Below are 23,862 nucleotides of genomic sequence, written 5' to 3'. Positions count from 1 at the left end.
CGGTGTGACGCCCACAATCACCAGCAGGCATTGCCCATCGCCGCCTTCGCTCCGCACGCCGGTATGGATGCCGTCGGCCCACCAGTACACATAGCGGGCAGCGCTCAGGTCCCGCCGGTCCCACTGCCGTAGAGGAGAGCAGTCAAAACCGGAGGCAACCGTTCAGTCAAATTTGGCGGTACATTTATTGTTTTAAGAACAATAATGGAGACAGTCATGCGGATGGTCATTGAGGCACGACTTGAAAACAATACTGGCGGTAGTGTACCAATCCGATTGGCTGAATTTGAACGCGCTGATGGTGAACTGAAACAGGTGGGGTTGAGCTTGGCTGAAGGCAAAAGTCTGGTGTACGAAGCGCAGCGCGCTTTGGTCAACGCACAAGCGCACGATTTCGTGACCGCTTCCAGACATTGTCTGCAGTGCGGCGCAGCTTTGTCGATCAAAGCCAAGCATACCATCCGATATCGAACGGTTTTTGGCAAGATGACCATCGACAGCCCTCAGCTGCGTGTCTGCAAGTGCAGCCAAAACACAGGCAGCAAGTCATTTAGCCCGCTTGCGGCAGCGCTACGGGGACGCCTCAGTCCGGAACTGGAATACCTTCAGGTCAAGTGGGCGGCGCACCTGCCGTATGCAGTCGCCACGGCGCTCTTGAAAGAGACTTTGCCGGTCGATCGGGCGATCTCCATCTCTGGACTCAGAAACTGCGTATGGGCGGTCGGTCAAGAACTGGACGACGCAACCGAAAGGGCCATTCGCGGTGAACGTGCCTATCCACCTGCAGATAGCAAGGTCAAGATTGTCGCCCTGGCGGTGGATTCCGCATGGTTGCGCCACCGCACGTCACGACAGGAACAGGACGAAGCCAAACTTGCGCAGTATTTTCCGTCGAAGAAGCTGCCGTCCACTGGGCGGCACGTGAACATCATCGCCGGCCGGGCGGTCCGTGGCGATGGCAGCTGCAAAGTGTATGGCTACGTCAACCGGGAAGTGACGTCGGCAGCGACACGCCTTGACCATTTTCTCTCAGAACAAGGCGCTGCGCAGGACCAAAAGATCACCATCGTCTCCGACGGCGCAGGCGAATTTGAAAAAGCGGTCGACGGATCCCAAAGGCCGTTGACCCGGATTCTGGACTGGTTTCACATCGCGATGAAATTTCGCGCAATCGAACAATCGGCGCAAAAGGTTCCTGATCTGTTGGCACCCAACGGTCGCTCAGTACAAGACGAAATCGCGTCGGCGAAATGGCTGACCTGGCATGGCAAAGGTTCCGAAGCAGTCGAACGACTGAAAAGCCTCCATGACATGATTGGTCTCGCGCCAGAGGACCCAGCGTGTAGGGCGCTTTGGTGGAATCTGCGCGGGACGTATTGGTACCTCCAATCCAATGCCCAATATCTGGTCAACTATGGATGGCGTTATCAGCGCGGCATGCCGATCAGCAGCAGCATCGCCGAATCAGCCGTCAATGAAGTCGTCAGCTTGCGTTGTGCGAAGAAGCGGCAGATGCGTTGGACGAATAAGGGGGCACACCTTCTGGTTCAGGTTCGGGTAGCAGTGCTCAACGGCGAGCTGAAAATGCGCGACATGCCTGGTCGACGGCGAACATTCACAGAAAAAAAGAATGACGATCATTGCCAATGCGTAGCCTAGCTGTGCCTCCGGTTTTGACTGCTCTCTCGTATTGGAAGGTAAAAGTGTAACCATTGAGAGGGTAATTCTGTCACTTCGCGGCCAAGCCGGAACAGCGCGGCAACTTTCTCAATATTTTCAACGACTTGCGTATTTTGGCAGGTAAATGTGTCACCGCACGACCTCGCTAATTTGCCGGTCTCTACTCTGGAATCGGGCGCGTACCAGAGACCATGCCCCCTCTTTGGATGGTCAGCAGTTCAGCCGCGTGCGCGTCATCGCCGTGCGCGCCTTCTGGCCGAGTGGCCGCCACAGCGACTGCGAAGGCAGCAGCGCGATGTAGCATGCGCCGCAGTTGCCACACCGACCTGCGCGTGCACTGCCTGCAGGCGATTTCTGCGGCGCTGGTGATGTAATGCAGCGGAAGCGTCGCACGTCGACGTGCACGCGGACACGATAGCCTTGGCAGGGCAGATTCTGGATCTGCCGATGGTACCAGCCCTGCACACAGGTACTGAACACACCGCAACCCGGGCAAGGTGCGTTACGGCACTGGCACTGAAGACCGATTGTCAGTACACCGTTGTCCAACTGCCATGAATGCACGGACATGCCGGGAAGTGTGAGGATCTTTGGTGACGGCGTGGTCGACATAGCGGCCTCCGGTACAAAAAACGTTAGATCGTGTCCGTTTCCTTATCGGTGCGCTGCTGGAGCGTCACATAAAGTGCGTAAGCAACAAATCATGAGCGGCATTGACGCTCATCTAACTGGACAGGAAGATTTCCCGAATCCCGTTCTTGGACAAGAACTAGCCTTCCCCCCATTCCTGGTTACGCCCTCGCGTGCTCAATCGTACGAGAGCGTCACCGTGTAGGTGCCGGGCGCACGCTGTGAAGAAGGCTGCATGTTTTCTATATGCCTAAACAGTTCACGTAAAAGCTCACCTTTGTGGACGCTTCCCTGATCTGTCAGCGACAAATAGCTGTTAAGTAAAGGCCTTGCTTTTTGAATAGCAGCTTGTGTGTAACTCGTGGGCTTGAGAAACCCTTTTCGGGATCGCAAAACCATAAATGCGCGACTGATAACCGGTATTATCAATCTAGCGATTTTAGAATGATAAAATGGCGTAATGAAATTGATGCTGACTCGGAATTGCCCATAAGAACGATATGATCGTTACGAATCAAGGACTTAATAGAGGGCGGATAGATGCCAGCCGCATGGATTGAGCGCGGCACGGTGCTCATCCATCTGGGCCGAAATCATTTGGCGTTTTATCGCGGGTACCTGGATGGACTGGACTTGCGCACCCTCGCCCGCCGCTATCTCGAAACGACCCCTAGTGACGATGGCGAGATCGATCTGCGGGTCGTGCGATCCATGGTCAGATGGATTCGGGACCAGTTGATGGTGACAGCCAAGCGCAGCGGACACGCGTCCAGCGCCAAGGTGCTGCGTGTGGAACCCGAAGCCCTGCGGGTGACCTATGCGTCCGCGACGCCGAGCCTGGATGAGTTTCGCGAGGAGCGCGATCCGCATGACATGTTTTCGGAACAAGAGCTGATTGACTTGTTCAACGACGAGTACGGGACGACCGACAAGCGCGCGCTGCGTCGGACCCAGCGCAACAACCGGCTGCGCAGCAAGCAACTCGCGATCCTGCACCGATTGGAAGCGCTCACCGATGCCAGCCCGGGCCCAGATGACAAGGTCGATGGCTGGCTCGATCCTGCCATCGCCCGTCGTCTCATTGACGCCAACATTCCGACGCTGGGAGTACTCGTGACCGCCATCAATTCCCGGGGCTTTCGTTGGTACTCCAAGGTGCCCCGGCTTGGAATCAAGGCGGCTCAGCAAATCGTCGACTGGCTGATGCTGCCGGAAACCGTGGAGTCCCTTGGCATGCGTCTGGCAGTGCGTGGTATTGTGCCGCGCAAGGATCTAACGCCTGCCATGCTGGCGCCGGCACCTATGCAGACCGCAATCGTCCCGCTCGAAAATTTTCTGGTGCCGCATGACCTAAATGGGGCGTTTGGCAGCAACCGGGGCGAACGATCTTCACTCTCTGCGCGAAATGATCTGGAAGCCATTTATACCTGGCTGGCCCGCTACAAGCCGGGCGGCCACACCCATCGCGCTTACCGCAAGGAGGCAGAGCGCTTCCTGCTGTGGTCCATTCTTGAAAGGGGGAAGCCGCTTAGTTCCCTGACGGTCGAAGACTGTATTGCGTATCGGGATTTCGTCTGGAATCTTGGGCGGCAAACGGCGGAAACTTGGGCAGCGTCTTATCGCATCCCGCAGCAACATTGGATGGGGCCAAGAGGTACCGAGCGCCACTCTGCCCTGTGGCGGCCTTTCGAAGGGCCGCTCTCGGGGAGCTCGCAAAAAACTGCGCTGGTCATTCTCCAAAGCATGCTTCAGTGGCTTTCGGAGCAAAATTATCTGCATAACAATCCCTTCCGCGCCCTTCCCCACCTGGCTAAGCGCCCGACCAACCACATCGATTCGTCTCGCGCGCTAACAGTCGCAGAGTGGAAGCTGGTCAAACAGCATCTCTCTACCCTGCCCCATGACCAACGATATTACCGCCTGCGCTTCATCCTGGCGCTCGCCTACAGCAGCGGTTGCCGCCTGTCCGAACTAGTGTCGTTGCGACGGTCAGATCTGCGGTCCTTTACCCGGGCCGGCGAGGACGACTTACATTGGGAAATCGTGGTGAACGGCAAAGGGGAAATGCTGAGGACTGTGCAACTCAACCCGCAAGTGGTGGGCGAAATACGGCGCTACCTGGAAAGCCGCGGGCATGCAGCGTGGAGCGACGTTCCCTCTGACATTCCGCTGATTGCCGCCCTACCCTCCGCTGACCCGCTTGGATCTGCCGACGAGCCCTTGTCTGCCTCCCGGCTCTACCGGGTCCTGAAGGATTTTTTCCGGGGCGTGGCGGCATCGGTGATGGAATCCGATCGCGATGCCGCCCAGAAGCTGCGAAGCGCATCAACGCACTGGTTGCGGCATACCTTTGCAACGCACGGCATTCACAATGGGATGACGCTTGAGACAATCCGGGATCTGCTCGGCCACCGCTCGCTCAGCACCACCTCGGTCTATGTCACAACGGAGAAAGACAAGCGCAGTCGAGAAGTGGAAATGCTGGGCGAGCTGGCCACCTTTTAACTACCGCCCTTCCTCCCAGTAAACAACAAAAAGCTGTTTGTTACGGATGGTGCGGCCCTCCCCTTCCGGTCCTGCTGCGACGCGATCCAAAGGGTGAAAATGGCCAAGGCTTTATGAAGAGCCTTGGCACTTGGCGTTCACTGGCCGGCAGGTGGCAATCACCTGCGCAGATCTCGGACGTCGACGTGCCAAAAGCTTGTAGAGAACGCTGTGACTGTGCGAATTTTCACTAAAACGGTTTCTTAAAAAGATGGTGGTCGCAATCGCGACGTGGGACTGAAGTCAAGACTGGACAGTGTCACTCCGTTGAACAAAAATCTCGGTGTCCTCGGCAAACTGGCAAGGGCCATGGCGGTGTGGCGCAGGATAAGGCAACAGCCCCATGGCGTCCGGCTCGGGATAAATTTCATGGAACGTGTCTGAATGCCAGCTTACTGCCGCGTCGTCACAACCAACTGCCCCCTTCCCTTTTCCCAAGTCAGCACGCTGCTTGCTACGATCCGCGCAGTGTTTCGTCAACCCACCGCCTCTGCAAAAGGTGGTAAAAAACCGCCCACGTCTGGTGTAGATTCTGTCTGCCGCATACCGCTGCCCGAGCATGAAGCCCGTTCAAAAATACTGGACGGTTCGCCGTCTGTGCGGCGGTCACGGCTATACGACCCGGGCCGATGAGGGCGGCCATACGGTTTTTAAATTGCCATCGCCATCATCTTTCCGGGCTACGCACGCCGCTTTATGAATGGTCTGGATGCTGAGCGCTTTGGGTCGGTGGTCACCACTTCTGACCGGGGATTGTGGTTATCCTTGACCCCGATTTGGCGGGAGACCTCCGTGGTGGCTTTGTAGCAGCATACCCGCACAGCGGGTTTTGCAGATTAACTCCACTGTGCTGCCCTCCTCTGCAGCGGACACGCCCCTGTAAGTGTCTCTGCCCACGGCGTTTTAGGCTGCGGTCCTATTCTGGACATGGGTAATGACTATGCATGCATCCATGGGATTAGGATAACAGAGCGATGCAGCCAGTGAGACGAGCGGTCGTTGCGTACTAGAAAATGCTCCGTCCAAGGACCATTTGGACCGACCGGGAGTGTCGCTCCAAGCGCTGAAAGCAGTAGATTGGATGTCTAAAAGGACAACGGACCGAGAATATGACCCCAACGGCGTTAATCAGGCTCTCTGCAAGTGTCTGATTTTAAAGAAATCCACACTGTGTATCAGGCTGCAAGGCGGAGGCGAATAAAAAAATCGCCCAATTGAAGGTTTTTAAGTTCTCTATTTAGACGCACGACAAAAAGTTAATAGATTTATACCTTTTGTTACCGTGCTCCTTTGCCCTGTTATGGTTAAGAGCAAAAGCGAATCGCGGGTTTTTTGTAAGTGATTGATTTTAAAGAACTCCACACTGTGTATCAAGGCGCTATACCGTAGAAAACATGGGGCTGCCCATACTGCCCAGTCCAGTTCGTCCTTACGCCTTTGGAGGTCCGTATCAGGCCTCACCTTACTAAGGTTATGTGCGAAAGGCCTCGGCGAAAGGCCACGGCATTCCGCCGGCGATGGATAGCCCGGAAGTCGAGGCCTTCTATTTTCCAGTTGAAGGTCCAATAACTGCTGGATAAAATTATCTTCTATGGCAACTTGGTCCAAGTCCACAGTAGGCGACGCGAATGAGGAACGCGACGGCGTTCGTACGCTACGCTTGGCGGCATCAAGGAAAAGCACGTGACCTATTTGCGCGAGCTGGCCTGCGAGTCGAATCTGGTCTAGAACGATGTCAACGGCCTTTTGTTTAAGGTCTCCAGCGCGAGCGCCGCTTCCCAACGGCTACGACTTGCAGAAGTACACCAATGGCACCCCCAAGGAAAGGTGCGCTTGCATTTGCAAACGATTCAGGCCATTACCGCCGAATAGGCGACCGGCGCAAGCAGTGCAAGAAAGTGAAATTGGCCTAGCGCAAAAGCGACAGCGCAACGCGCTCGCTTGGCTGGATTCCCGTCATGGCCTCTGGCAATGCCTATGCCCATTGCCAGATCCGGTATGGCAAGGTCTGGTTGTCGTTTTGGGACAGCTACGGTCTAAAGAATTACCACCATAGCCTGGGCAGCATGAGCGAAGGAGCCCGTGTCCGCTGGACCATCACCATCTACGCCACGCCGAAGCACAAGCCGATGCGGCAACTGGCGCTGTTCAACGAGTCTATTGGCATCGATCTGGGCCTGAGGGAATTCGCGGCCGCGAGCGACAGCACCGTCGTTGAGGCACGGCTGTTCTATCGCGCGCTGGAAAAAACGCTGGCCATTGCTCAGCGCGCCAACAAGAACGACGAGATCAAGACGATCCATGCAAAGATCGCCCATCGGAGGAAAGACTTCCAGCAAAAACTCGGCGCCCGGCTTGTGCAAGCCTATGGTGCCATCTTCGGTGGCAACGTGAAGCCCCTCACCCCTTGCGAAAACGACCCAGGCCAAATCGGTTCTGGACTCGAGCTAGAGTGCATTCCGGACCACGCTGCAGTTCAATTGCGATGACGCAGGCGTGTGGTTCGAGGAAGTCAATGAAGCGTATCACCCAGACCTGTAGTGGCTGCCAGGAGCGCACTGGCCCGAAAGGGCGGGGAGGTCTGCGAATAAGAGCGTGGTTCTATGGGCACTGTGGCACGGTACAGCACCGTGACATCAATGCTGCCAGAAACATTCTCGCGGCGGGACATCGCCGTCTAGCGGTAGGAATCACCGCCTTTCCCGCTCATGCGGCAGCCCTTTGGGCTGAGGGCGGTGAAGATATCAATCGGATCTATCGTTGCGCCCGAGGCAGGAAGGGGAGGGCGGTGAGCACTTCTATTTGGCTATTCAATGAAAAAACTAGTTGGTGGAAAAACGCGAGGACACGACGTAAATAGTCTCGAAAGTCTTGATACTCTATTTGGGATGTGACGGATAAACTGTGGGCGACCAAGAACTGGCCCGGCAACCCAGGATGCCATTCTGCGCGTGCATCAGTATTAAGTTATAGCGATATCTGCAAGTACTGTATAGATATACAGTACTTGCAGATTCACTACAATGCCGACAGCCGGGATGTTATCCACTTTGGCTTATAAAGTTCCAACGTCGCTTAATGATGCTTGCCCAAATAGGCTAGCCTTGGAGGGCGCAACACGGACTGCCGCATTCGCATTCCGGATTGGCCTTCGTGTCGAGCCTTACTAGGTGCGCACCAAAGGCCCAGGCACCTCACCCAAATGCCTTACCGTGTTCAGAGCGGGGAAGGGTGCTTAAGCACCGTGGTTCTTTGTCGTTTCCTGCTTCACGTAATCGGCAAAACGCTTGGCCCAGGCAGCCGTCAATTCCGCATTGCCAAAATCGACCAGCAGGCGCGTGCCGCGTGCTTCGATTTTGCATACCACCGTCTTTCCATCTTTTACCACCAGCGGGGCAGGCCGGGCAGCCACCGCTTCCCGTTTTTTCGTTGCATGAGCGATTGCCTGGGCTTGCGTGAACCGGCTGTTGGTCGCCAGTATTTGCACTGCTTCGATGACAAGATCGGCGTTGCCGGAGGCAGCGGCTTGCGCGAGCTTGATGGCAGCGTGATAGCCCAGGATCTGCGGCTTCACATCCAAGTGGGCTTTTGCTTCGTCGGGCAACTTGTCGAAGCTGAACAAGGATGAAACAGTGCTCTCAGGGATGCCCGCTTCGTCCGCCAGCTCGCGCTGTGTTTTGCCTGCCTTTTCCTGTCGACGCTTAAAGCCCAGATACTTTTCATAGTCCGGCAGCGAAGGCTGCAGCAGGTTGGCATAAAACGCGCTCAGGTCGACTTGCTCGTCCGTGGCTTGCAGTCCCACCGCCATGATTTTGTCGCGACCAAGTTTGCGGTAGGCAGCCGTCCGGTTATTGCCCGAGACAATTTCGAACCCGCCTTTGGCGCGCGGACGCACGGTAATGGCTTGTACTAACGGGTTCTTGCGCAGGTTCTCGACCAATTCAGAAAACTGTTCATCGGTCAGTTTGCGTTTGCGGCCGGGTACTTCGTGAAGCTGGTCCAGCGGGATTTCGAGCGCCTGACCGGTTGCCAGCTGGGCTTCAAGTTCTTTGATCCGGTCTGTCGCTTCCACATAACGACCCTGCAAGTCCATCAGTTGGCCCGGTGCGGTCCGCGGACCAGTTCTTGTGGGGGCAGGGGAGGGCGTATCTAAGTCGTCGTCGAGATTGATCGTTTTGGCCTTGGCGGCTTGTCGTTCAGCAATGGACATGTTTTTTCCCTTAAATCAGCGCCGGCTGCAGTTCCCACAGCGTGCAGGTCTTGTTATCGATAATATCCACGAGCTTGTCGTAGGGTTCCGCGATGCGACGATAAGCATCCGTGCTGCCGTCATAGCTTGGCATGTCATAGACGGTGCAAAACTCGGCCGACGTATTCATGGCCAGCGGCGTTTCGGGAATCTCCACCTGCAGCACATGGTCCCGGTAGGTTTTGATGATCCATTCCTTGACGAGCTCGGCCGTCGGCTTCTTTGGTATGCGTGTAATGAGAATATCGATATAGTCGAACTGCTTCGATTCCTTGGCATTCTTGTTCGACTTTAAGCCCCCGATCAAATCCGAAAACAGTGACCAGAACTGCACCATCGAGGCAAATGACAAGGCGTCTGGTACCACCGGCACGATAATGGAATCTGCCGCAAACAAGGCATTAATGGTCAGATAGGATAACGTTGGCGCCGTGTCGATGATGATGTAGTCGTATTCATCGAGCAGCGGTTCCAGGCCGGCACGCAGCACGCGCCAGAACTGGAAATTCGCATCGCCCTGATGGACTTGTGCCGGCAGCATGAACTCGGCGTTGAACAAGTCCGTCGACGAGGGGATCAAGTCGAGATTGTCCCAATACGTCTTCATCGGCGCGGCACGCAAATCGGCAACGGAGCCGTCAATCAAGGGCAACACCGTTTGCTCGGGGTCGATTTCTGCATGCGGATTGATGCCGAAGAAGGTCGTGGTCGACCCTTGCGGATCCAGGTCAATGATCAACACTTTCCGGCAGCGCCGCAGTGTCAGTCCTTGTGCCAGCATCATGGACGTCGTCGTTTTGGTGACGCCGCCTTTGAAGTTGCCCACCGTGATGATCTTGCCTTTTTGACCGGGAGCGCGAACGGGAATCTCGACCGTTTTTTTGACCCATTGCATCGTTTCAGCCAGCGTGAAATACCGCATGCGGCCCGGGGCTTCCTGCTTCCCCAGCGGGAGCTCACCGCGCTTGAGCAGGTAGTTCATCTTGGTTTTATCAATGCCGCATAGTGCCTGAACTTTGTTGCTTGGATAAATGGGAGATTGCTTGCGCGGAAAAGGCTGGAGCATCGAATCGCGGATTTTCTGCAGCATTTTTCCTGAACGCTCCGATAACGCGATCAATTCGTCCGCGTCAACGCCGCGAGGCCGCGTAGGGGCCAAATCCAATTTCATTCGCTTGCTCCATAGTCGTAGGCGACAATAAATAGGCGGCACGAATGCCGCCCAGATAGCATGTCAACAACGCAAGTGTTGTCTACATTTTCGCCATAATACAACCGAAAACGTGTTTTAAGCCAGAATCGGTATGAATATTTTATTCGTTCAGTATATCCCGCTATGGTAGGTGATGGCCGCATGAGTAGCCGAGGGCATGCACCTCCTCATTTTTAGCGCGTCCGTGTGCTTTCCATGTGCATCTTGGCCGTGAACTCACGAGCCAGCTGCGCCGCGTTACCTAGTCAACACGATCGACGTCGAGTCTGTACTGCCAAGGAAATGAGGTCGCTATTCCCGTCCGTACACTCGCAGGACTGTGCATCCTATCCACCCGGTTGTACGACCGTCCACCTTTACGAGTGAGAACCAAGCACAAAAAGTGGTCGTCACACGGGCTGCCATCCTTGGCCCTTTACCAATCCTACCTCTGGATGATCACCACAAACGTAGGCTATACCCGGATCGGGAGGATAAGCCCATGGTGCCAAACTGCTGACTTCCCAGGCACAGGACATTCCCAGCTTTCTGCGTTGGCCAATATCGCCCACATTTGTAGTCCATAGCCCTTTACTTCTTAGATAAACAACGAGTTACGCACTGCAGATGGGGCTTTTGTTACGCTGCCGGCACGCATTGCCATGGCCGGGTTGCTTGTCGGTTTTATCTCTTTGGGTCTCGATAGCATCTGTTTTTCATGACGCTTTAATACGGGCGTATCTCATTGTACGGCCTTCTTCTCTTATTAACCCTTTGATTTAAAAAGCTATTCTCTAAGGACTACATATATGGGGCCTATTGCAAGTGTTGGTGTCAATGTGTTTATTTACTGCCACGATCATGACGGAGGACTTCATGCGTCCTATGGACTACAGAAGTGGGCGGTTTTTAACGCTCGCCGATTCGTCTGTATTGTTAGCCAGCGTCGGTTTTTGCATATCCGTATGCATGAGAATCGATTCTTTTAAGTAAAAAAATCTAATCTAATCGTTAACGTGCTGTAACTCGCTGATTCAAAGCGCTTTTTTGAGGTAAAGGACTACATTTGTGGGAAGTTCGCCTCCCACAAATGGGGGCTTCAAGCGCCAAAGACTACAACCCTGGGTAATCCAAGGCCTACGGTTATGGGGCGATAGGACACCATTTATGGGGAATGGTCTACACCCATGGGCGTAGACCATCCATCTTTCTGTGGATAACTCATCCCTATCTGCCGTAAAGCCTACGTTTATGGGGGCTGCGAGTGTAAATCAAGCCTTTTGGTCAAGCATTGTGAGTCAGAAAGCAACTGCCGAACGTGTTGCGGTTTCACTGCGCGCCAAAAAAATATTTTTTGGCATCCATGGACTACGTTTATGGGGAACCCTATCGTCCTAAGTCGGCAAACTTTCATAAGGCAGAGATACGACACTTTTTTCTGCGCCCGGCGCATGGACTACGTTCGTGGGCGAACCCGTGCTCACAGATGGGTCATTAGACTACAGATGGCAATTGACACTGTAGTCTAATCAAACCATAGTGTTGCTAGCTATTATTATTTTTTTTGCTATGGACACCAAAAACGCGTCACGTTTGAAAGCCAACAAAACTGCTTCAGAAGTCGCGTCGGAAGTGGCATCTTTCGATCTGGTCGCGCCAGACGTCTTTGCGCCGAAAAAACCCAGACGGCGTACCGCCGGGGGCGCCAAGGCGATGGTAGCGGGCGTCGAAGCCCCGATCCTGACGGAAGAAGACCAGCAAGCGCTGGCGGAGGCACTGTCGTCGGAAGATTTGGCACGGTTTTACCTAACCAACGAAAAAGAAGCCCAGCATTTCTTTCAGCGCAGCCGTGACTTGTTCGATGAAGGTACGTCAATCATCCATATCGACGAAGAACTGCTGCTAAAGAAAAGCAGTGAGCGCGTGCGCTATGTACGGCCGCTGAAGCTCCTGCAGCGCCAGATCCATAACACGCTGCTGTTTGTCGCCAGACCGCACATGACCAGCCAGGATATTTTCTCCGTGTCCCTGGACTACCTTAGCTGGTCGGTCGAGCACAATCACAACGACACCAGCTATCTGAAAGAATCGGTGGAAGAGATGCAGCAGTCGCTGATGCAGATTTCCAGTAACGGGCGCTGGTTCTCGACGCAGATCCTGCAGGACGTGATGATCGATGGCAAGACGCTGTACTACAAGATTCCGCCCTTGCTGAAAAAGCTCAACAGCGCACCGGAGCGGTATTACCACGTGTCCCTGCGCATGAACGCGCGCTTTCGCAGCAAGTATGCCCACGCGATGTACGAGCTGTTGCGAGAAAACCTGTGGAAACACGAAACGGGCGAGATGCCGCTACAGGAATTCCGCGAGCGCATGGGCATTGAAGACAACGAGTATCAGGAATTCAAGCGCTTGTCCGCCCGGGTGATCGTGCCGGCTTTGGCTGAACTTGAAGAGGTCAGCGATTACTGTGCAACGCCCAAGTACATCACGCATGGGCGCAAGATTGTCGCCATTAATTTCCTGATCCGTGAAAATGCGAAGAACCAGCTGTCGGTGAATACTGAAGGCAATCTTGATCTTGAACGATTCACTATCCTGCGCGAAGAACTCGGCATCAGTGGCCCGCAGATCCGGGAGTTGACTAGGAACCACCGCTTAAAGCGCATTGAAGAAGTCACCGATGTACTGTACTTCCGCTATATCTTGAAGAAGAAGCGGGTGCGCAAGGGATTGAGCCTGGTGGTCAATGCGTTGAATGACACGGAAGACAAGTATTTTCTCACCTCGTCCGAGAAGACCGAGCTCGCAGCGCACCGCGAAAAGAAGCGGCAAGCGTCGCAGGAAGCCGAGATCGTGAAACTGGCGTCTGATAACCGTCGTAGCGCACTCGACCGGTTCAAGGACTGGTGGCCGTCGGTGCCCGAAGACAAGCAGCTCGACATCTGGGGACTGTTTTTGAAAGATGAGATCAGCTTGGCCGTAATCCGGTCGAAGCGGCTCAAATCGTCTACGGTCGACATTAGCCACCCGTTGGTGTCATCCGCATTTCTGGCCTTCGTAGCCCGTGTCGGCTTGATCCCGGAATGACCGGCTTGGTGCGACATTACCCATATTCGTAGTCCATGATACGGCCTACGGATATGGGTGAACTAGGGATGGCGCATGCACGGCCCGGATGGGCTTTGAGGACCACAATTATCTTCAAGCTGCCAGTCCCAAGGCAGATCACAGTGCCTGTTTGCCGATGCTGACAGGAGCAGACCACGCTCTGACGATGTTTATCGCAAGCAAGGCATGCAACTGCGACTGACCAGGGCTACAGGTGCGACCTGCTTGTGCGGTTGCATTACGATGCGCAAATGAGTTCACAAAAAAGCTCACCATTCTACGTTGTCATTTCCCTCTTCCTCCGTTCTACTGTCAGCTTGGCTGGTTAAAAAAGGAAACCGCATAGTTACGTAGCCAATGGGGCGTGATTACAGGGCGCTTTATTGCGTAAATGCAATCTAGGTGGATTTTATGAACTGGTTTGCTTTATTTACTTGATTTGCTTGATCATGATCTTATACTGATGTTTCAGTCTCAAGGAGCTTTGCCATGGCGCATTCATCCGAATCGAAGTCAAAGCCGACCCGCACTCATAAAGCCGTCTCGCTCTCCACGACTGTGGCGCGGAATAAGGCAACAAGACGCAATGCCGCTGTAACGACAGTCAAGCACGGTATCAAGCGTGGTTCAGGTACGCCGTCCGAAGGCCGTCAGGCAGGGCAAGCGCTGCATGAACAGTACTGGACACTGTTCATGCAGGCATTCCTCCATCGCACGGAAATACAGTCGACGGAGAAAGAGGACCACTTGGCCAATGTGATCCAGCGGGAATCCAGTGGCCGTGTGCTGTACGCCGGTATGGGCCAGATCGCCGCAGGCGCAGAAATGCTTACCAAAAGAATTCTCGCCCATGCGATGCCGGCGTCGGAGGGGCTAACCACTGCGGAATGGTCGGCGGACGATTTCATGCACGCCTACGCATTGATTGTGCAGGGTGTGCCGGAAGAGAAGCGGGGGCCTCTGCTCCAGGATATGCGGCTCGGCCTCGAAGCAGTCGCCAAAGACCTGCCATCTGAGGAGACGCGCCACGCCCGGACGGTCTCTGCTGAGGATGCGCCAATGTCCACCCGCGAATTCATGGCCAACCTGGAGCTGCAGGAAACGGCGCAACGCGCGCGCGACATGGAAGACGGCCTGCTCGTGCCCGGTACGACGCTGGCCGCACGGCTCAAGATGACGCCACAGGGCTTGCACTATGCGCGCAAAGCCAGGCGCGTGTTTGCGTTGCAGGGCCCATCCGGCGAGCTGGTGTATCCGGCCTTCTTCAGCGACCCGAGGCAAGACCGGAAGATACTTGAAGCCGTATCCAAAGTGCTTGGCGACCTGCCTGGTGCGGCCAAGTGGGACTTCTTCATGTCGCCGCGGATCTCGCTCGGGAACAAGACGCCCCTTGAAGCGCTGGCAAAAGGCAAAGTGGACGCCGTCATGGCAGCGGCCCGGGCGTTTACAAACGAGTGAGCATGGCGAAACTGGCTATCCGACTAAAATCCAAGCCCGATTTACCAAGATTTTGCGCGAAAGGCCCCGGCATTCATGCATTCATGCCGGGGATTGACAGCGCGGAAGCCGAAGGCTTCCATCGCAGTTGATATTGAGCTAACTGCTGTATAAAATCACAGCCCATGGCATCGCAAAACAAACCCGATACGGCCGAGGCAAAGGGCGAACGCAATAGCGTTCTGACGCTGCGTCAGCGCATCAAGGACAAGCACGTAAAGTACCTACGCGCACTGGCCTTTGAAACGAATCAGGTTTGGAACTACTGTAACGAATTGTCGTATAAGGTCTTTCAGCGCGAGCACCGCTTCATGAGTGGCTATGATCTGCAGAAGTACACCAACGGGGCTTCCAAGGAAGGCCTGCAGCTCCACTCACAGACAATTCAAGCGATCGCTGCCGAATACGCGACGCGGCGCAAGCAGCACAAGAAGGTCAAGCTGGCATGGCGCAAGAGCAATGGCGCGAGGCGGTCGCTTGGCTGGATTCCCTTCAAAGCCTCAGGCATCACCTATGCCAGCGGCCAGATCCGGTACGGGAAAGTCTGGCTGTCGCTTTGGGATAGTCATGGCCTGAAAGACTATGACCTTGGCCCGGGCAACATTTCCGAAGATGCACGCGGCCGCTGGTACATCAACGTGTGCGCCACGCCCAAGCAGAAACTGATGAAGCAACTGCCGCTATTTCATGATTCGGTTGGCATTGATCTGGGCCTCAGGGACTTCGCAGCCACCAGCGATGGCGCCGTCATCGAAGCGCGAAAGCACTATCGTGAGTTGGAAGAGCAACTAGCCGTTGCTCAGCGCGCAAACAAGAAGCATCGCGTCAAGGCCATCCATGCCAAGATTGCGAACCGTCGTAAAGATTTTCATCACAAACTCAGCACCAAGTTCGCCAACAGCTATGGTGCGATCTTCATTGGCAACGTGAATGCCACAGCTCTTGCGAAAACGAACCAAGCCAAATCGGTTCTGGACGCGGGCTGGAGCGCATTCCGGACCATGCTACAGTACAAATGCGATAACGCAAGCGTGTGGTTCGATGTGGTCAACGAAGCCTATTCAACCCAGACCTGTAGCTGCTGTAAAAAGCGCACTGGCCCCGAAGGCCTGGAAGATCTTGGAATAAGAGAATGGACTTGCAGTGAGTGCGGAACGACACACGCTCGTGACGTCAACGCTGCCACAAACATTCTCGCGGCCGGGCATGGTCGTCTCGCAGGAGGAATGCCCGTCCTTACCGTGCAAGCGGCAGCCCGTCAGGGCTGAGGACGGCGAAGATGTCAACGAAAAGTCTCACCTTTCCTCTTAGAGACGTCGAACTCGTCAGGACTCGATAAATCGCCGGGATGGTCAATTCAAATTCGTCGTGATGGCACTTCAAACTTTGCGGGTGTATTAAAAAAATCTACAACACTGAACTGCAATCTCCATTGAGAATGTATTAAATGTTGCGGTATTATCTGCGTCGCCTGGCTCCCGTCAGTTTGCAATGGGAAGTTATAAACCGATGTGGGTCATAACCGGTTACCAGGTGAATCGCAAAACCGCCTGGTCTTTTCTCAACGCAAATCAACTTAGAACCCAATCATGACTATCGCTCTCATTCTCAAAAACGCAATTGGCTCGCTGTTCCCCGTCACCAATCCGGCTCAAGGCAAACCTGTCCTGGAAGGCTTCGTGGAGTTCTCGCTTGACGACAAGAAGGATGGCAAAAAACTTCGTCTGGAAGCCTCCGCATGGCTGAAGGATAAAGACGGCAAGAAGTTCTATTCCCTGAGCATCGGAGGCATTTCCGCAGCCTTGTTCAAGGAGAAGGAATCAACCAACGACAAGCTGCCGGCCTACGCAGGTACCTTCGGCTTCGAACGCGAACTGCGTTTGGCAGCCTGGAAAAAAACCGCGAATGGTTCCGGCAAGCCGTATCTGTCTCTGGCCATCTCGGAAAAGACGAACAGCGGCAACACCACGACCCATGCTCCATCGACCGGTGCAACCACCCAAAGCGCACCGCCAGCAAGGGAGCAGCAATCGGCGGCGCGAACTGGCGTCGAAGCACCTGACTTCGATTTCGTCTAACTGCCTGTCTTAACCTAACCGACCCCGCGCTACCGCGGGGCTCTCTTTCTCTGACACCGGCGCATGTCAGAGCGCCTCCCCATCCTCCCGCGCTGCCGTTTCCCCTGTGTTTCCCAATAACTTAAAATTGCAATACAGAGACAATATATTTAATATATAATTGTATTATCATGTTTCATAATCCGTTCAGGAACGCATCAGGCGTCAATGCATAAGGGAAGGCACCATGGGTAAGGTAGCGCAACAGGTTGACCTGGTTCGCAAAGAGCCAGCGAATTTGCACTTTGGGGCAATTCCTTTCTCTGCGGTCGCAAACCTACCGGCTGCTCATAAAGCGGGCAGGACGCTTCCGCGTCCTCAGCTTCCCGGCCTCTCTTCCACCCTTCTCGCCATTATCGATAACGTCCCAGGGCGGGGTGCAACCTCCCATTTTGACCAGGTCACGGGCCTCCCTGATCGGATTCAGGTCCACAACGTACTAACCGAGATGATCGCAAATGGTGCCGCCGAATGTGCAGTCGTCTTTGTCGATCTCGACAATTTTCGGAGGATAAACAAGTGCTTCGGCCATGAGACAGGCGACAACTTGCTTCATGCAGCGGCGCGTCGGCTACATCGCTTCGTTACGGAGCAGGATGGGCTAGCCGGCCGCTTCGGCGGGGATGAATTTGTTCTGGTGGTCCATGGCAAGCGAGATGAGGCAGCTCTGAACGTGTTGGCCGAGCAGATCGTTACAGAACTGGCTTTCCCGCATCACTTTAAAGAGTTGAGGGTGTCGGTTACCGCCAGCTTGGGAATCGCTCGCTTTCCTCAGGATGGCACGGATGCTGGCCAACTCATCCAATATGCGCACACAGCGATGTACGAAACCAAGAAGATGGGCGGCCAGGGATTTCGCCATTTCATCAAAGAGATGGCGGCTGATGCTACTGACAGTCTGCTGATCGAAGGTCGACTGCGGCAAGCCCTGGAAAACAACGAATTTTCGCTCATGTTCCAGCCAATCATACGGGCCGGGTCAACTGAAACCAGCATCGTTGAAACCTTGCTGCGTTGGACGAATGGTCAGAAGGAGAAGATCGCGCCGGATCGGTTCATCCCTGTGGCAGAAGCATCTGGGTTAATACTGGATATCGGTCGCTGGGTCTTGCATGCGGCCTGCAGGCAGGCAAGCCACTGGCAACAGACGCGCACGACCCCTATCGTTGTAAGCGTCAACGCATCGCCGCTGCAGCTGGCCAGCCCGCGCTTCTGTGACGATGTCCAGGCCGCCATGGATGCAGCAGACCTTCCGCCTGCGTTATTGGCGATTGAATTGACAGAGCGATTGATGGTCGAAGAGGATGCCATCACCAGCGCAAACATACGCCGCTTGACAGAGATGGGCGTCAGGGTCGCGCTGGATGATTTTGGCACAGGCTATTCATCTCTGAGCTACCTGACGCGGTATCAGATCCAGTGCATCAAGATCGACCGTTCCTTCATTGCAGAGATTGAGTGCGACGCTCAGTCGCGCGCACTAGTCCAGGCAATCATCGGCATCGGAAAAAGCCTGAATGTAGCTATGGTGGCGGAAGGCGTCGAAACCCAGGGACAGGCGACGCTGCTGGAGACCATGGGCTGCGACTATCTTCAGGGTTTTCTGATCGGGCGCCCCGTTTCCGCTGCCGCGCTGTAGGCTGCCGGGACAAGCGTTACGGTCAATAAAAAATGGGCGGGGATGCCCCGCCCACCATAACCGTTCAGAAGAAGTACCTTAGCCCTTAAATTTGGCCGCAGCGGCTTTCAGGTCGGGCGCTGCGCGAAATTTGGCTGTTTTCATTGCCTTAATCTTTAGTTTTTCCCCGGTTGCCGGGTTGCGGCCGGTCCGGGCGGCACGCTTGCCAACCGAGAACGTACCGAGCCCGGAAACCGCGAACCGGCCTTCCTTGCGCAAGCCGGTCTGGATGAAACCGATCAGCATCTCCATGCCTTCTTTCGCCTGCGCCCGCGATACACCGGTCTGCTCAGCGATCGCTTCGATGACTTCAGTTTTCTTCACGCTATTATCCTTCCTGTCTTCATTAAACAAAGTTGCGGCGACCAGAGTTTAGCAAGGGGGCGCCGGACTTCCCCTGCTATACGCCTTGCTGCATGATTTCGATCTGCTTTTTCGCCAGCTTGAACACCAGGTCGGCAGTCAGAAAGGGGTCATTCGCCAGCATCTGTTTGACAATCATTGTCGTAATCGGATAGGCGTCCCCCGGCGCGATCGCCACGCCGCGCGCACCCGTTCCCTTGCTTTGCACGGAGAGATACAGCTTGCCTGGCTGCGCTTCCAGCGTCATCCACTTTTCATTGTTCTGGCCATGGCCCTTGGCTTCGAATTTGCTGGTCCAGAGCATCAGCGTCGCAAGCATGAGCGGCAGTTCACGCTGCGATAGCTGGATAGCCACCTTGTTTTTCCAATTATAGGTGCGCTGGCCACTGGCCTCCGTCGCTTCCACGCGGATCGTGTGGATTCCGCGTTGCGTTGTATCCTCGGAAAAGCAGGCTGCGAATCTGCCGCCATAGACATGGAATGATTTGTAGCGCTCGCCATCCGGCCCTGACCCCGACTCGCTTTCGCTTTCTGGCCAGGGGATATCCGAGGCAGGCGGTTCGGCCTGCTGAAGTGCCTCCGCGCGCTGTTGTGCACGAGGTTGTTCTACCTGCCTACTGGTAGCGGGTACGGCTTGGCTCGCTGGCGGCATGGTCAAGGCTGGCCGTGCTTGTGCCGGTGATCCAGGGCCGGCCGGCGCCGCTGGAGCGCTGGCCGGGAATGCCGCCACGGGAGCCGCGCCACTCCTGGACGCCTTTTCCAGATACCGCGCCAGCGTCAGGCGAACATAGCGAGCTTCATCGCAGTTGTCCTGACCACTCTCGTCCCATGCCTTGAGCTTGACGGAAAAATCCGGGCCCTCATGCCGGCCGATTGAGATCAGCACCCCCATGCCGGGCACGATGAGGCCGCGACGGGCAAGCCGCTCCTTGGTCGCCGGTGTGACGGCATACAGAATCCCCTTCAGGTAATTCTTTGCCCTTTCGTTGCCTGCCTTGAACGCGTCGACGGCCTTGACGATGGAATCCCCCTCGATGTCAAAGATGTCGAACAGGGTGTGCGAGTCAGGCACGGGCAGGGAAAGTGCGCGAATCGACTGCTGATAGGTGATGGCATTGAAAGTCATGTGTTCTCCGCTTCGAATTATGATATACAATACAAATAATTATAATTCTAATACATGCATTTATCAATATCTGTTAGCGTGCCGCCATCTTTATTTTAGACTAGACGCTGATTTCGGAAGCAGGGCGGTTCTGCTACCGAACGACTTAGGACGGCTAAGGGCCATGACTTCCAAGGTGTATTCCGTTTCGATTGATGGTCGAAACTATTCTGCTGCATTCCAGACCGAATCACAGTATTCGGCAGCTTGGGAAAAAGTGCTGTCGCACGCCCATGAGAACAAGCTCAGCGTGCGCTGTTGCTGTATGGGGCGTGGCCAGAAGCTGCTGGCGCCGAAGAAATACACGAATCGCTATGGACTGGCTCGATATGGCCAGTCGGGACCGGAGCATGCCGCCGACTGTGTCTACCATTCTTGGTCCCATGACCGCAGTGGCATGCAGGCATATGGCAGGGATGCGATTGAGGATATCGAGAGCGGCGGTGTGAGGCTCAACAGGCCTGTCGGGCTGGCTTTGTCCGACCCGTCGATCCAGGCGGGGCGGGAACCCGCGCTGCGCCAGGTGCCGATCCAAGTGCGCGATGCCGGCCTGACCTTGTATGGTTTGCTTCAGCTTGTTTGGCATGTGGCGCAGATGAACGTCTGGCATCCGAGAATGGAAGGCACCCGCAAGCCGCGGCTGGTAAGCCATTTTCTGGATAAGGCGGCGGGTAAAATCCGCCTTGATCGAAGCGGCCGTGATTGCCTTGGCCAGCGCACGGCATTTGCATGGAGCCGAAACACGCTCAAAAAGATCGAAGCGGCTGTCGAAGGCCGGTCCCGCGTCCTGCTCATCTCTCCTCTTGCCCGGTGGCGGGAGGGGATGGACCTGTCCGAAGCCCTGCCACTCGCGGACAGACAGATATTTTCCAAAATTTGGATGGCCAAGCATGGCCAGCCATGGGAAAAGACGCTGGAAGACTTCCCCTATGCCCTCGAAGCCTGGCGCCGCGGCGACTGTGTCGTTGCTGCTGCGCTTGCGCATCCTTACCCGTTCAAGCGAAAGGACGAAAAAGAGAATTCTTCCTGGTCCTGCCAAGTATTCAGCTTGGCGCTCATGCCTGTAACCGATGACTGGATTCCTTACGCGAACGATTCCGAGCGTGCATTGTTGGCAAAACTCAGGAAAGAAGGGCGCTCGTTCACCAAGCCGCTGGTATTCGACGCCGATCCTTCCGTGCTTTTCCCGTGCATGATCCTGCATGATTGCGAGGAGACAGCGGTGATGCCCATGGAAATCGTCGATACGGCCGGCCCAGTGCCGCATGGCTTCGCCGACTTCCGGCAACGCTACTTCTCGAATGGTTTTGGCGTCGACAGCTGGTGGGCATGGAATCTCCGAAACTCACCGATGCACATGCCTGACTTTCCGCCGCGGCGGAGAACGAAACCCAGGCAGGTTGAAGAAGCGGCGGCCAAGCCTCTACAACCAGATGGTTCAGTCGAGACCAATCCGCCCACGACCAGCCCGGCAGATCCGTACAGCGGCGTCTTCATTTGATCGGTCTCGCAACGCCTTGCAGTAGCTGCTATCTGCTTACACCGGCCCTCTTTCAGAGGGCTTTTTCATTAGTACGCCTCCCCAGAAGCCATCAGGCGATTGTCGTCTGCTGTTAAGCATTTCCCTGAGCAAGTAAATGGCATACGCCACAACTCTTCCTCAGGAGAACAACATGAAATCGCAACAGAAGCCAATGAAACGCCGGTCCATCCTCTTCATCACTAGAAAAAGCCGGCCTGACCGCTATATCCGAGCCGGCTTCGTCAACCCGGAGCTCTACGATATCGAAATTAAGGAACTTGTTCCTCGCCCCAACCCTTCAATGCCAGGTTTTTTGGTTCGTGATGGCAAGGACGAGTATCACGGCTATGTCGCCGTGCATGATCTGTACATGGTCTGGCCGGGAGGTCGCAGGCCGCGAGCAAGAATGACCGCCCGTCGCGCGTAAAGGCGATCGATCATGACAAAGGAAAAGTACCCGCCCTTGAGTAAAGCCGAACTGGCGAGGTTGCGTGCAGATACACGCGATATCCCCGGGACGGCTAAGCGCAGAAACACCACACTGGATGCATGGGACCTTCGAAGTGAGCGAGCAGCTGCAGAGAAGCATTTTGCTCTGGGCTGCTGGTTGTATTACTACAGTCGCCGCATCTTCCTCGCCGGTCCGGAAGGCCTTCAGCATCGTATTGACTGTGCCCGAAGAATCTTCGAAGCCGGCTTGGGCAATCCTGGCTATGCTTTCTTCACAGTTTTTGAATTCGGCGAACGCGAGTTCGATACGATTTTCGAAATGGGTGACAGCGCCCAGGTGCTCAATGGCCTCAGAAAACTGGCTCACAGATCGCGGAGCCAGCACATCAGGCAAGCGTTTGCTGAAATGGGTTGGTCGCTTCAAGCCACTCCGGCAGCAACTTCCGAACAAATGCAGCTTGCGGTATAGCTGAGCACTGTTTTCCATCCATGCCCTCTCTCAGTTCATCGAGATGAGGGCATTTTCGTTTGCCGTCGGCGCATGTGGCTGCCTATAAATTGGGCAGTCGAAGTTTGCCTTATCGATCAGAGACTTACTACGCAACCGTATACCGCAGCAGGCCGTTTATCCACAAAATCTGTGGACATCTAGTGGTGCCCTTATGGTGTGGATTCTCAATCGCTGTGGCGCATCTCCTTCAGCACGACAACCAAGAACGGCTGCTTTTCCAGCCATATCATCTGTAATCACCTTTAACAACGCCACCAGTGCACCAAGGTGGCTGTCCGGCTTAACAAGGAACGACAATCTAATATGAAAAAAATGAAAACCTCGAAACTGTTCGCGTTGCTAGGCCACACTTATCCCAATAAGGAATGGCGACGGGAGCCGTACATCGTAGAAGGAAAAGGCCGCCATGCGATCCTTTTTGCCTGTAACGGAACCGCAATCCACAATCCGTTCGAATCCGACTGCGGCCGTTTTGAGATGCCTGACCGCTACGGCCTGTCTGAGTATCATGCCAAACTTATGCGAATTCACAATCTTGGCTTCGAGGCTCAGGTAAGCGACGGTGTGCAGCCTCTTTCTTTTGTCTTTGATTGCGTGGTCGACGACATAAGGCATCATCCGGCAGCCGATCCGGAGCGGCTTCTCGATGCATTCGAGTTCACGCCGGCGAACGTGGGCAGGGGCGAGCTGGCGAACATTCTTGTCAATCCGGACGATTCCTACCTGTCCATCATGGATAGAAATGGAGACACGCTTCCCCGGACGATGGAAGATATCTGGATACGTCTGTTTGACTCCACGGGCTCAATGGTCAAAAGCTATTGTGCAAGAGATTTAAGCTCCTGAACTTCATCGGGGAGCCTTTCCCCAAAACCGCAAACCCAGCCCTCTCTCCTGAACAGGAAAGAGGGTTTTTTCATTGCTGGATCTCTTCCGTTCCGATGTGGGCCATACCTGGTTATTAACGAACCCTGCGCGCCAGGAATCCACTACCCAAGGAGAATAAAGTGACTTTGCAAGACAATTGTAAGCGCGCAATATCAGGCACCTATCGGGCCAAGGTAAAGATGGTCAGACTAGTGTCCACCAATATCAGTGGACACCAGCGATGCCAACTCACTCCAGTTTTACTCCTCTGCCGATCACCGGCATC

At 55.0% G+C, this 23,862-nt stretch carries 18 protein-coding genes and 1 pseudogene; 13 read left to right on the top strand and 6 right to left on the bottom strand.

The window, feature by feature from the left end:
* Window positions 1-129: pseudogene (locus IGW04_RS26305) on the bottom strand (IS256 family transposase); the annotation flags it as partial.
* Between the two features lie 87 nt (window positions 130-216).
* On the opposite strand from IGW04_RS26305, the gene IGW04_RS23190 reads away from it, so the two are divergent.
* Window positions 217-1,659, top strand: coding sequence for an ISKra4 family transposase (locus tag IGW04_RS23190; RefSeq protein WP_194715474.1), 1,443 nt, complete (start codon window positions 217-219; stop codon window positions 1,657-1,659).
* A gap of 231 nt (window positions 1,660-1,890) precedes the next feature.
* Here the strand turns inward: IGW04_RS23190 and IGW04_RS26285 are convergent, their stop codons facing one another.
* Window positions 1,891-2,250: a transposase family protein gene (locus IGW04_RS26285; protein ID WP_407672178.1), complete on the bottom strand. Its 360-nt coding sequence runs from the start codon at window positions 2,248-2,250 to the stop codon at window positions 1,891-1,893.
* A 600-nt stretch (window positions 2,251-2,850) separates the two neighbouring features.
* Between IGW04_RS26285 and IGW04_RS23180 the strand changes: the two genes are divergently transcribed.
* From IGW04_RS23180 to IGW04_RS26280, 3 genes are all read left to right on the top strand, one after another.
* The gene (locus IGW04_RS23180; protein WP_194715472.1) at window positions 2,851-4,815 is read left to right on the top strand and encodes a phage integrase family protein; all 1,965 of its coding nucleotides are present in this window, start codon (window positions 2,851-2,853) and stop codon (window positions 4,813-4,815) included.
* A 1,997-nt stretch (window positions 4,816-6,812) separates the two neighbouring features.
* Entirely contained in the window at window positions 6,813-7,343 is a 531-nt protein-coding gene (locus IGW04_RS25940; protein WP_228527343.1) for a transposase, read from the top strand.
* Window positions 7,340-7,714, top strand: coding sequence for a zinc ribbon domain-containing protein (locus IGW04_RS26280; protein ID WP_407672177.1), 375 nt, complete (start codon window positions 7,340-7,342; stop codon window positions 7,712-7,714). The genes IGW04_RS25940 and IGW04_RS26280 overlap by 4 nt, the downstream gene beginning before the upstream one ends.
* A 375-nt stretch (window positions 7,715-8,089) precedes the next feature.
* Here the strand turns inward: IGW04_RS26280 and IGW04_RS23170 are convergent, their stop codons facing one another.
* Both IGW04_RS23170 and IGW04_RS23165 read right to left on the bottom strand, forming a co-directional pair.
* Window positions 8,090-9,064: a ParB/RepB/Spo0J family partition protein gene (locus IGW04_RS23170; RefSeq protein ID WP_194715471.1), complete on the bottom strand. Its 975-nt coding sequence runs from the start codon at window positions 9,062-9,064 to the stop codon at window positions 8,090-8,092.
* 10 nt (window positions 9,065-9,074) lie between these two features.
* Window positions 9,075-10,274: a ParA family protein gene (locus tag IGW04_RS23165; protein ID WP_194715470.1), complete on the bottom strand. Its 1,200-nt coding sequence runs from the start codon at window positions 10,272-10,274 to the stop codon at window positions 9,075-9,077.
* Window positions 10,275-11,888: 1,614 nt separating this feature from the next.
* Between IGW04_RS23165 and IGW04_RS23160 the strand changes: the two genes are divergently transcribed.
* From IGW04_RS23160 to IGW04_RS23140, 5 genes are all read left to right on the top strand, one after another.
* A complete protein-coding gene (locus IGW04_RS23160) occupies window positions 11,889-13,385 on the top strand; it encodes a replication initiation protein (RefSeq protein ID WP_194715469.1) in 1,497 nt (498 codons plus the stop codon).
* Between the two features lie 510 nt (window positions 13,386-13,895).
* Window positions 13,896-14,864, top strand: a complete 969-nt coding sequence (locus IGW04_RS23155; RefSeq protein ID WP_194715468.1) for a hypothetical protein — start codon at window positions 13,896-13,898, stop codon at window positions 14,862-14,864.
* A 164-nt stretch (window positions 14,865-15,028) separates the two neighbouring features.
* The gene (locus IGW04_RS23150; protein ID WP_228527342.1) at window positions 15,029-16,171 is read left to right on the top strand and encodes an RNA-guided endonuclease InsQ/TnpB family protein; all 1,143 of its coding nucleotides are present in this window, start codon (window positions 15,029-15,031) and stop codon (window positions 16,169-16,171) included.
* A gap of 321 nt (window positions 16,172-16,492) precedes the next feature.
* Window positions 16,493-16,981: a hypothetical protein gene (locus tag IGW04_RS23145; RefSeq protein WP_194715467.1), complete on the top strand. Its 489-nt coding sequence runs from the start codon at window positions 16,493-16,495 to the stop codon at window positions 16,979-16,981.
* 226 nt (window positions 16,982-17,207) lie between these two features.
* Entirely contained in the window at window positions 17,208-18,659 is a 1,452-nt protein-coding gene (locus IGW04_RS23140; RefSeq protein WP_194715466.1) for a putative bifunctional diguanylate cyclase/phosphodiesterase, read from the top strand.
* Window positions 18,660-18,737: 78 nt separating this feature from the next.
* On the opposite strand, the gene IGW04_RS23135 is transcribed toward IGW04_RS23140, so the two are convergent.
* Both IGW04_RS23135 and IGW04_RS23130 read right to left on the bottom strand, forming a co-directional pair.
* Entirely contained in the window at window positions 18,738-19,022 is a 285-nt protein-coding gene (locus IGW04_RS23135) for an HU family DNA-binding protein (RefSeq protein WP_194715465.1), read from the bottom strand.
* Window positions 19,023-19,098: 76 nt separating this feature from the next.
* Complete coding sequence (locus IGW04_RS23130; RefSeq protein WP_194715464.1) at window positions 19,099-20,187, bottom strand: hypothetical protein; 1,089 nt, start codon at window positions 20,185-20,187, stop codon at window positions 19,099-19,101.
* 163 nt (window positions 20,188-20,350) lie between these two features.
* Between IGW04_RS23130 and IGW04_RS23125 the strand changes: the two genes are divergently transcribed.
* From IGW04_RS23125 to IGW04_RS23110, 4 genes are all read left to right on the top strand, one after another.
* Window positions 20,351-21,727, top strand: a complete 1,377-nt coding sequence (locus IGW04_RS23125) for a DUF1173 family protein (protein ID WP_194715463.1) — start codon at window positions 20,351-20,353, stop codon at window positions 21,725-21,727.
* 172 nt (window positions 21,728-21,899) lie between these two features.
* On the top strand, window positions 21,900-22,175 hold the full coding sequence (locus tag IGW04_RS23120; RefSeq protein WP_194715462.1) for a hypothetical protein: 276 nt from the start codon (window positions 21,900-21,902) through the stop codon (window positions 22,173-22,175).
* A 12-nt stretch (window positions 22,176-22,187) separates the two neighbouring features.
* Complete coding sequence (locus IGW04_RS23115) at window positions 22,188-22,667, top strand: hypothetical protein (protein ID WP_194715461.1); 480 nt, start codon at window positions 22,188-22,190, stop codon at window positions 22,665-22,667.
* 345 nt (window positions 22,668-23,012) lie between these two features.
* On the top strand, window positions 23,013-23,555 hold the full coding sequence (locus tag IGW04_RS23110; RefSeq protein ID WP_194715460.1) for a hypothetical protein: 543 nt from the start codon (window positions 23,013-23,015) through the stop codon (window positions 23,553-23,555).
* The last annotated feature ends 307 nt before the right edge of the window (window positions 23,556-23,862 follow it).

The organism is Noviherbaspirillum soli (assembly GCF_015352955.1).
GTDB lineage: Bacteria > Pseudomonadota > Gammaproteobacteria > Burkholderiales > Burkholderiaceae_D > Noviherbaspirillum_A > Noviherbaspirillum_A soli.
This window is presented reverse-complemented; position numbering and strand designations above follow the sequence as displayed.

Excerpts from the sequence above, each read along its gene's own strand:
- IGW04_RS23145 (WP_194715467.1), top strand. The coding sequence starts at position 16,493 with ATGACTATCGCTCTCATTCTCAAAAACGCAATTGGCTCGCTGTTCCCC.
- IGW04_RS23120 (WP_194715462.1), top strand. The coding sequence starts at position 21,900 with ATGAAATCGCAACAGAAGCCAATGAAACGCCGGTCCATCCTCTTCATC.
- IGW04_RS23190 (WP_194715474.1), top strand. The coding sequence starts at position 217 with ATGCGGATGGTCATTGAGGCACGACTTGAAAACAATACTGGCGGTAGT.
- IGW04_RS23110 (WP_194715460.1), top strand. The coding sequence starts at position 23,013 with ATGAAAAAAATGAAAACCTCGAAACTGTTCGCGTTGCTAGGCCACACT.
- IGW04_RS23155 (WP_194715468.1), top strand. The coding sequence starts at position 13,896 with ATGGCGCATTCATCCGAATCGAAGTCAAAGCCGACCCGCACTCATAAA.
- IGW04_RS23165 (WP_194715470.1), bottom strand. The coding sequence starts at position 10,274 with ATGAAATTGGATTTGGCCCCTACGCGGCCTCGCGGCGTTGACGCGGAC.
- IGW04_RS23180 (WP_194715472.1), top strand. The coding sequence starts at position 2,851 with ATGCCAGCCGCATGGATTGAGCGCGGCACGGTGCTCATCCATCTGGGC.
- IGW04_RS23115 (WP_194715461.1), top strand. The coding sequence starts at position 22,188 with ATGACAAAGGAAAAGTACCCGCCCTTGAGTAAAGCCGAACTGGCGAGG.
- IGW04_RS23130 (WP_194715464.1), bottom strand. The coding sequence starts at position 20,187 with ATGACTTTCAATGCCATCACCTATCAGCAGTCGATTCGCGCACTTTCC.
- IGW04_RS23125 (WP_194715463.1), top strand. The coding sequence starts at position 20,351 with ATGACTTCCAAGGTGTATTCCGTTTCGATTGATGGTCGAAACTATTCT.
- IGW04_RS25940 (WP_228527343.1), top strand. The coding sequence starts at position 6,813 with ATGGCCTCTGGCAATGCCTATGCCCATTGCCAGATCCGGTATGGCAAG.
- IGW04_RS26280 (WP_407672177.1), top strand. The coding sequence starts at position 7,340 with ATGACGCAGGCGTGTGGTTCGAGGAAGTCAATGAAGCGTATCACCCAG.
- IGW04_RS23150 (WP_228527342.1), top strand. The coding sequence starts at position 15,029 with ATGGCATCGCAAAACAAACCCGATACGGCCGAGGCAAAGGGCGAACGC.
- IGW04_RS26285 (WP_407672178.1), bottom strand. The coding sequence starts at position 2,250 with ATGTCCGTGCATTCATGGCAGTTGGACAACGGTGTACTGACAATCGGT.
- IGW04_RS23170 (WP_194715471.1), bottom strand. The coding sequence starts at position 9,064 with ATGTCCATTGCTGAACGACAAGCCGCCAAGGCCAAAACGATCAATCTC.
- IGW04_RS23140 (WP_194715466.1), top strand. The coding sequence starts at position 17,208 with ATGGGTAAGGTAGCGCAACAGGTTGACCTGGTTCGCAAAGAGCCAGCG.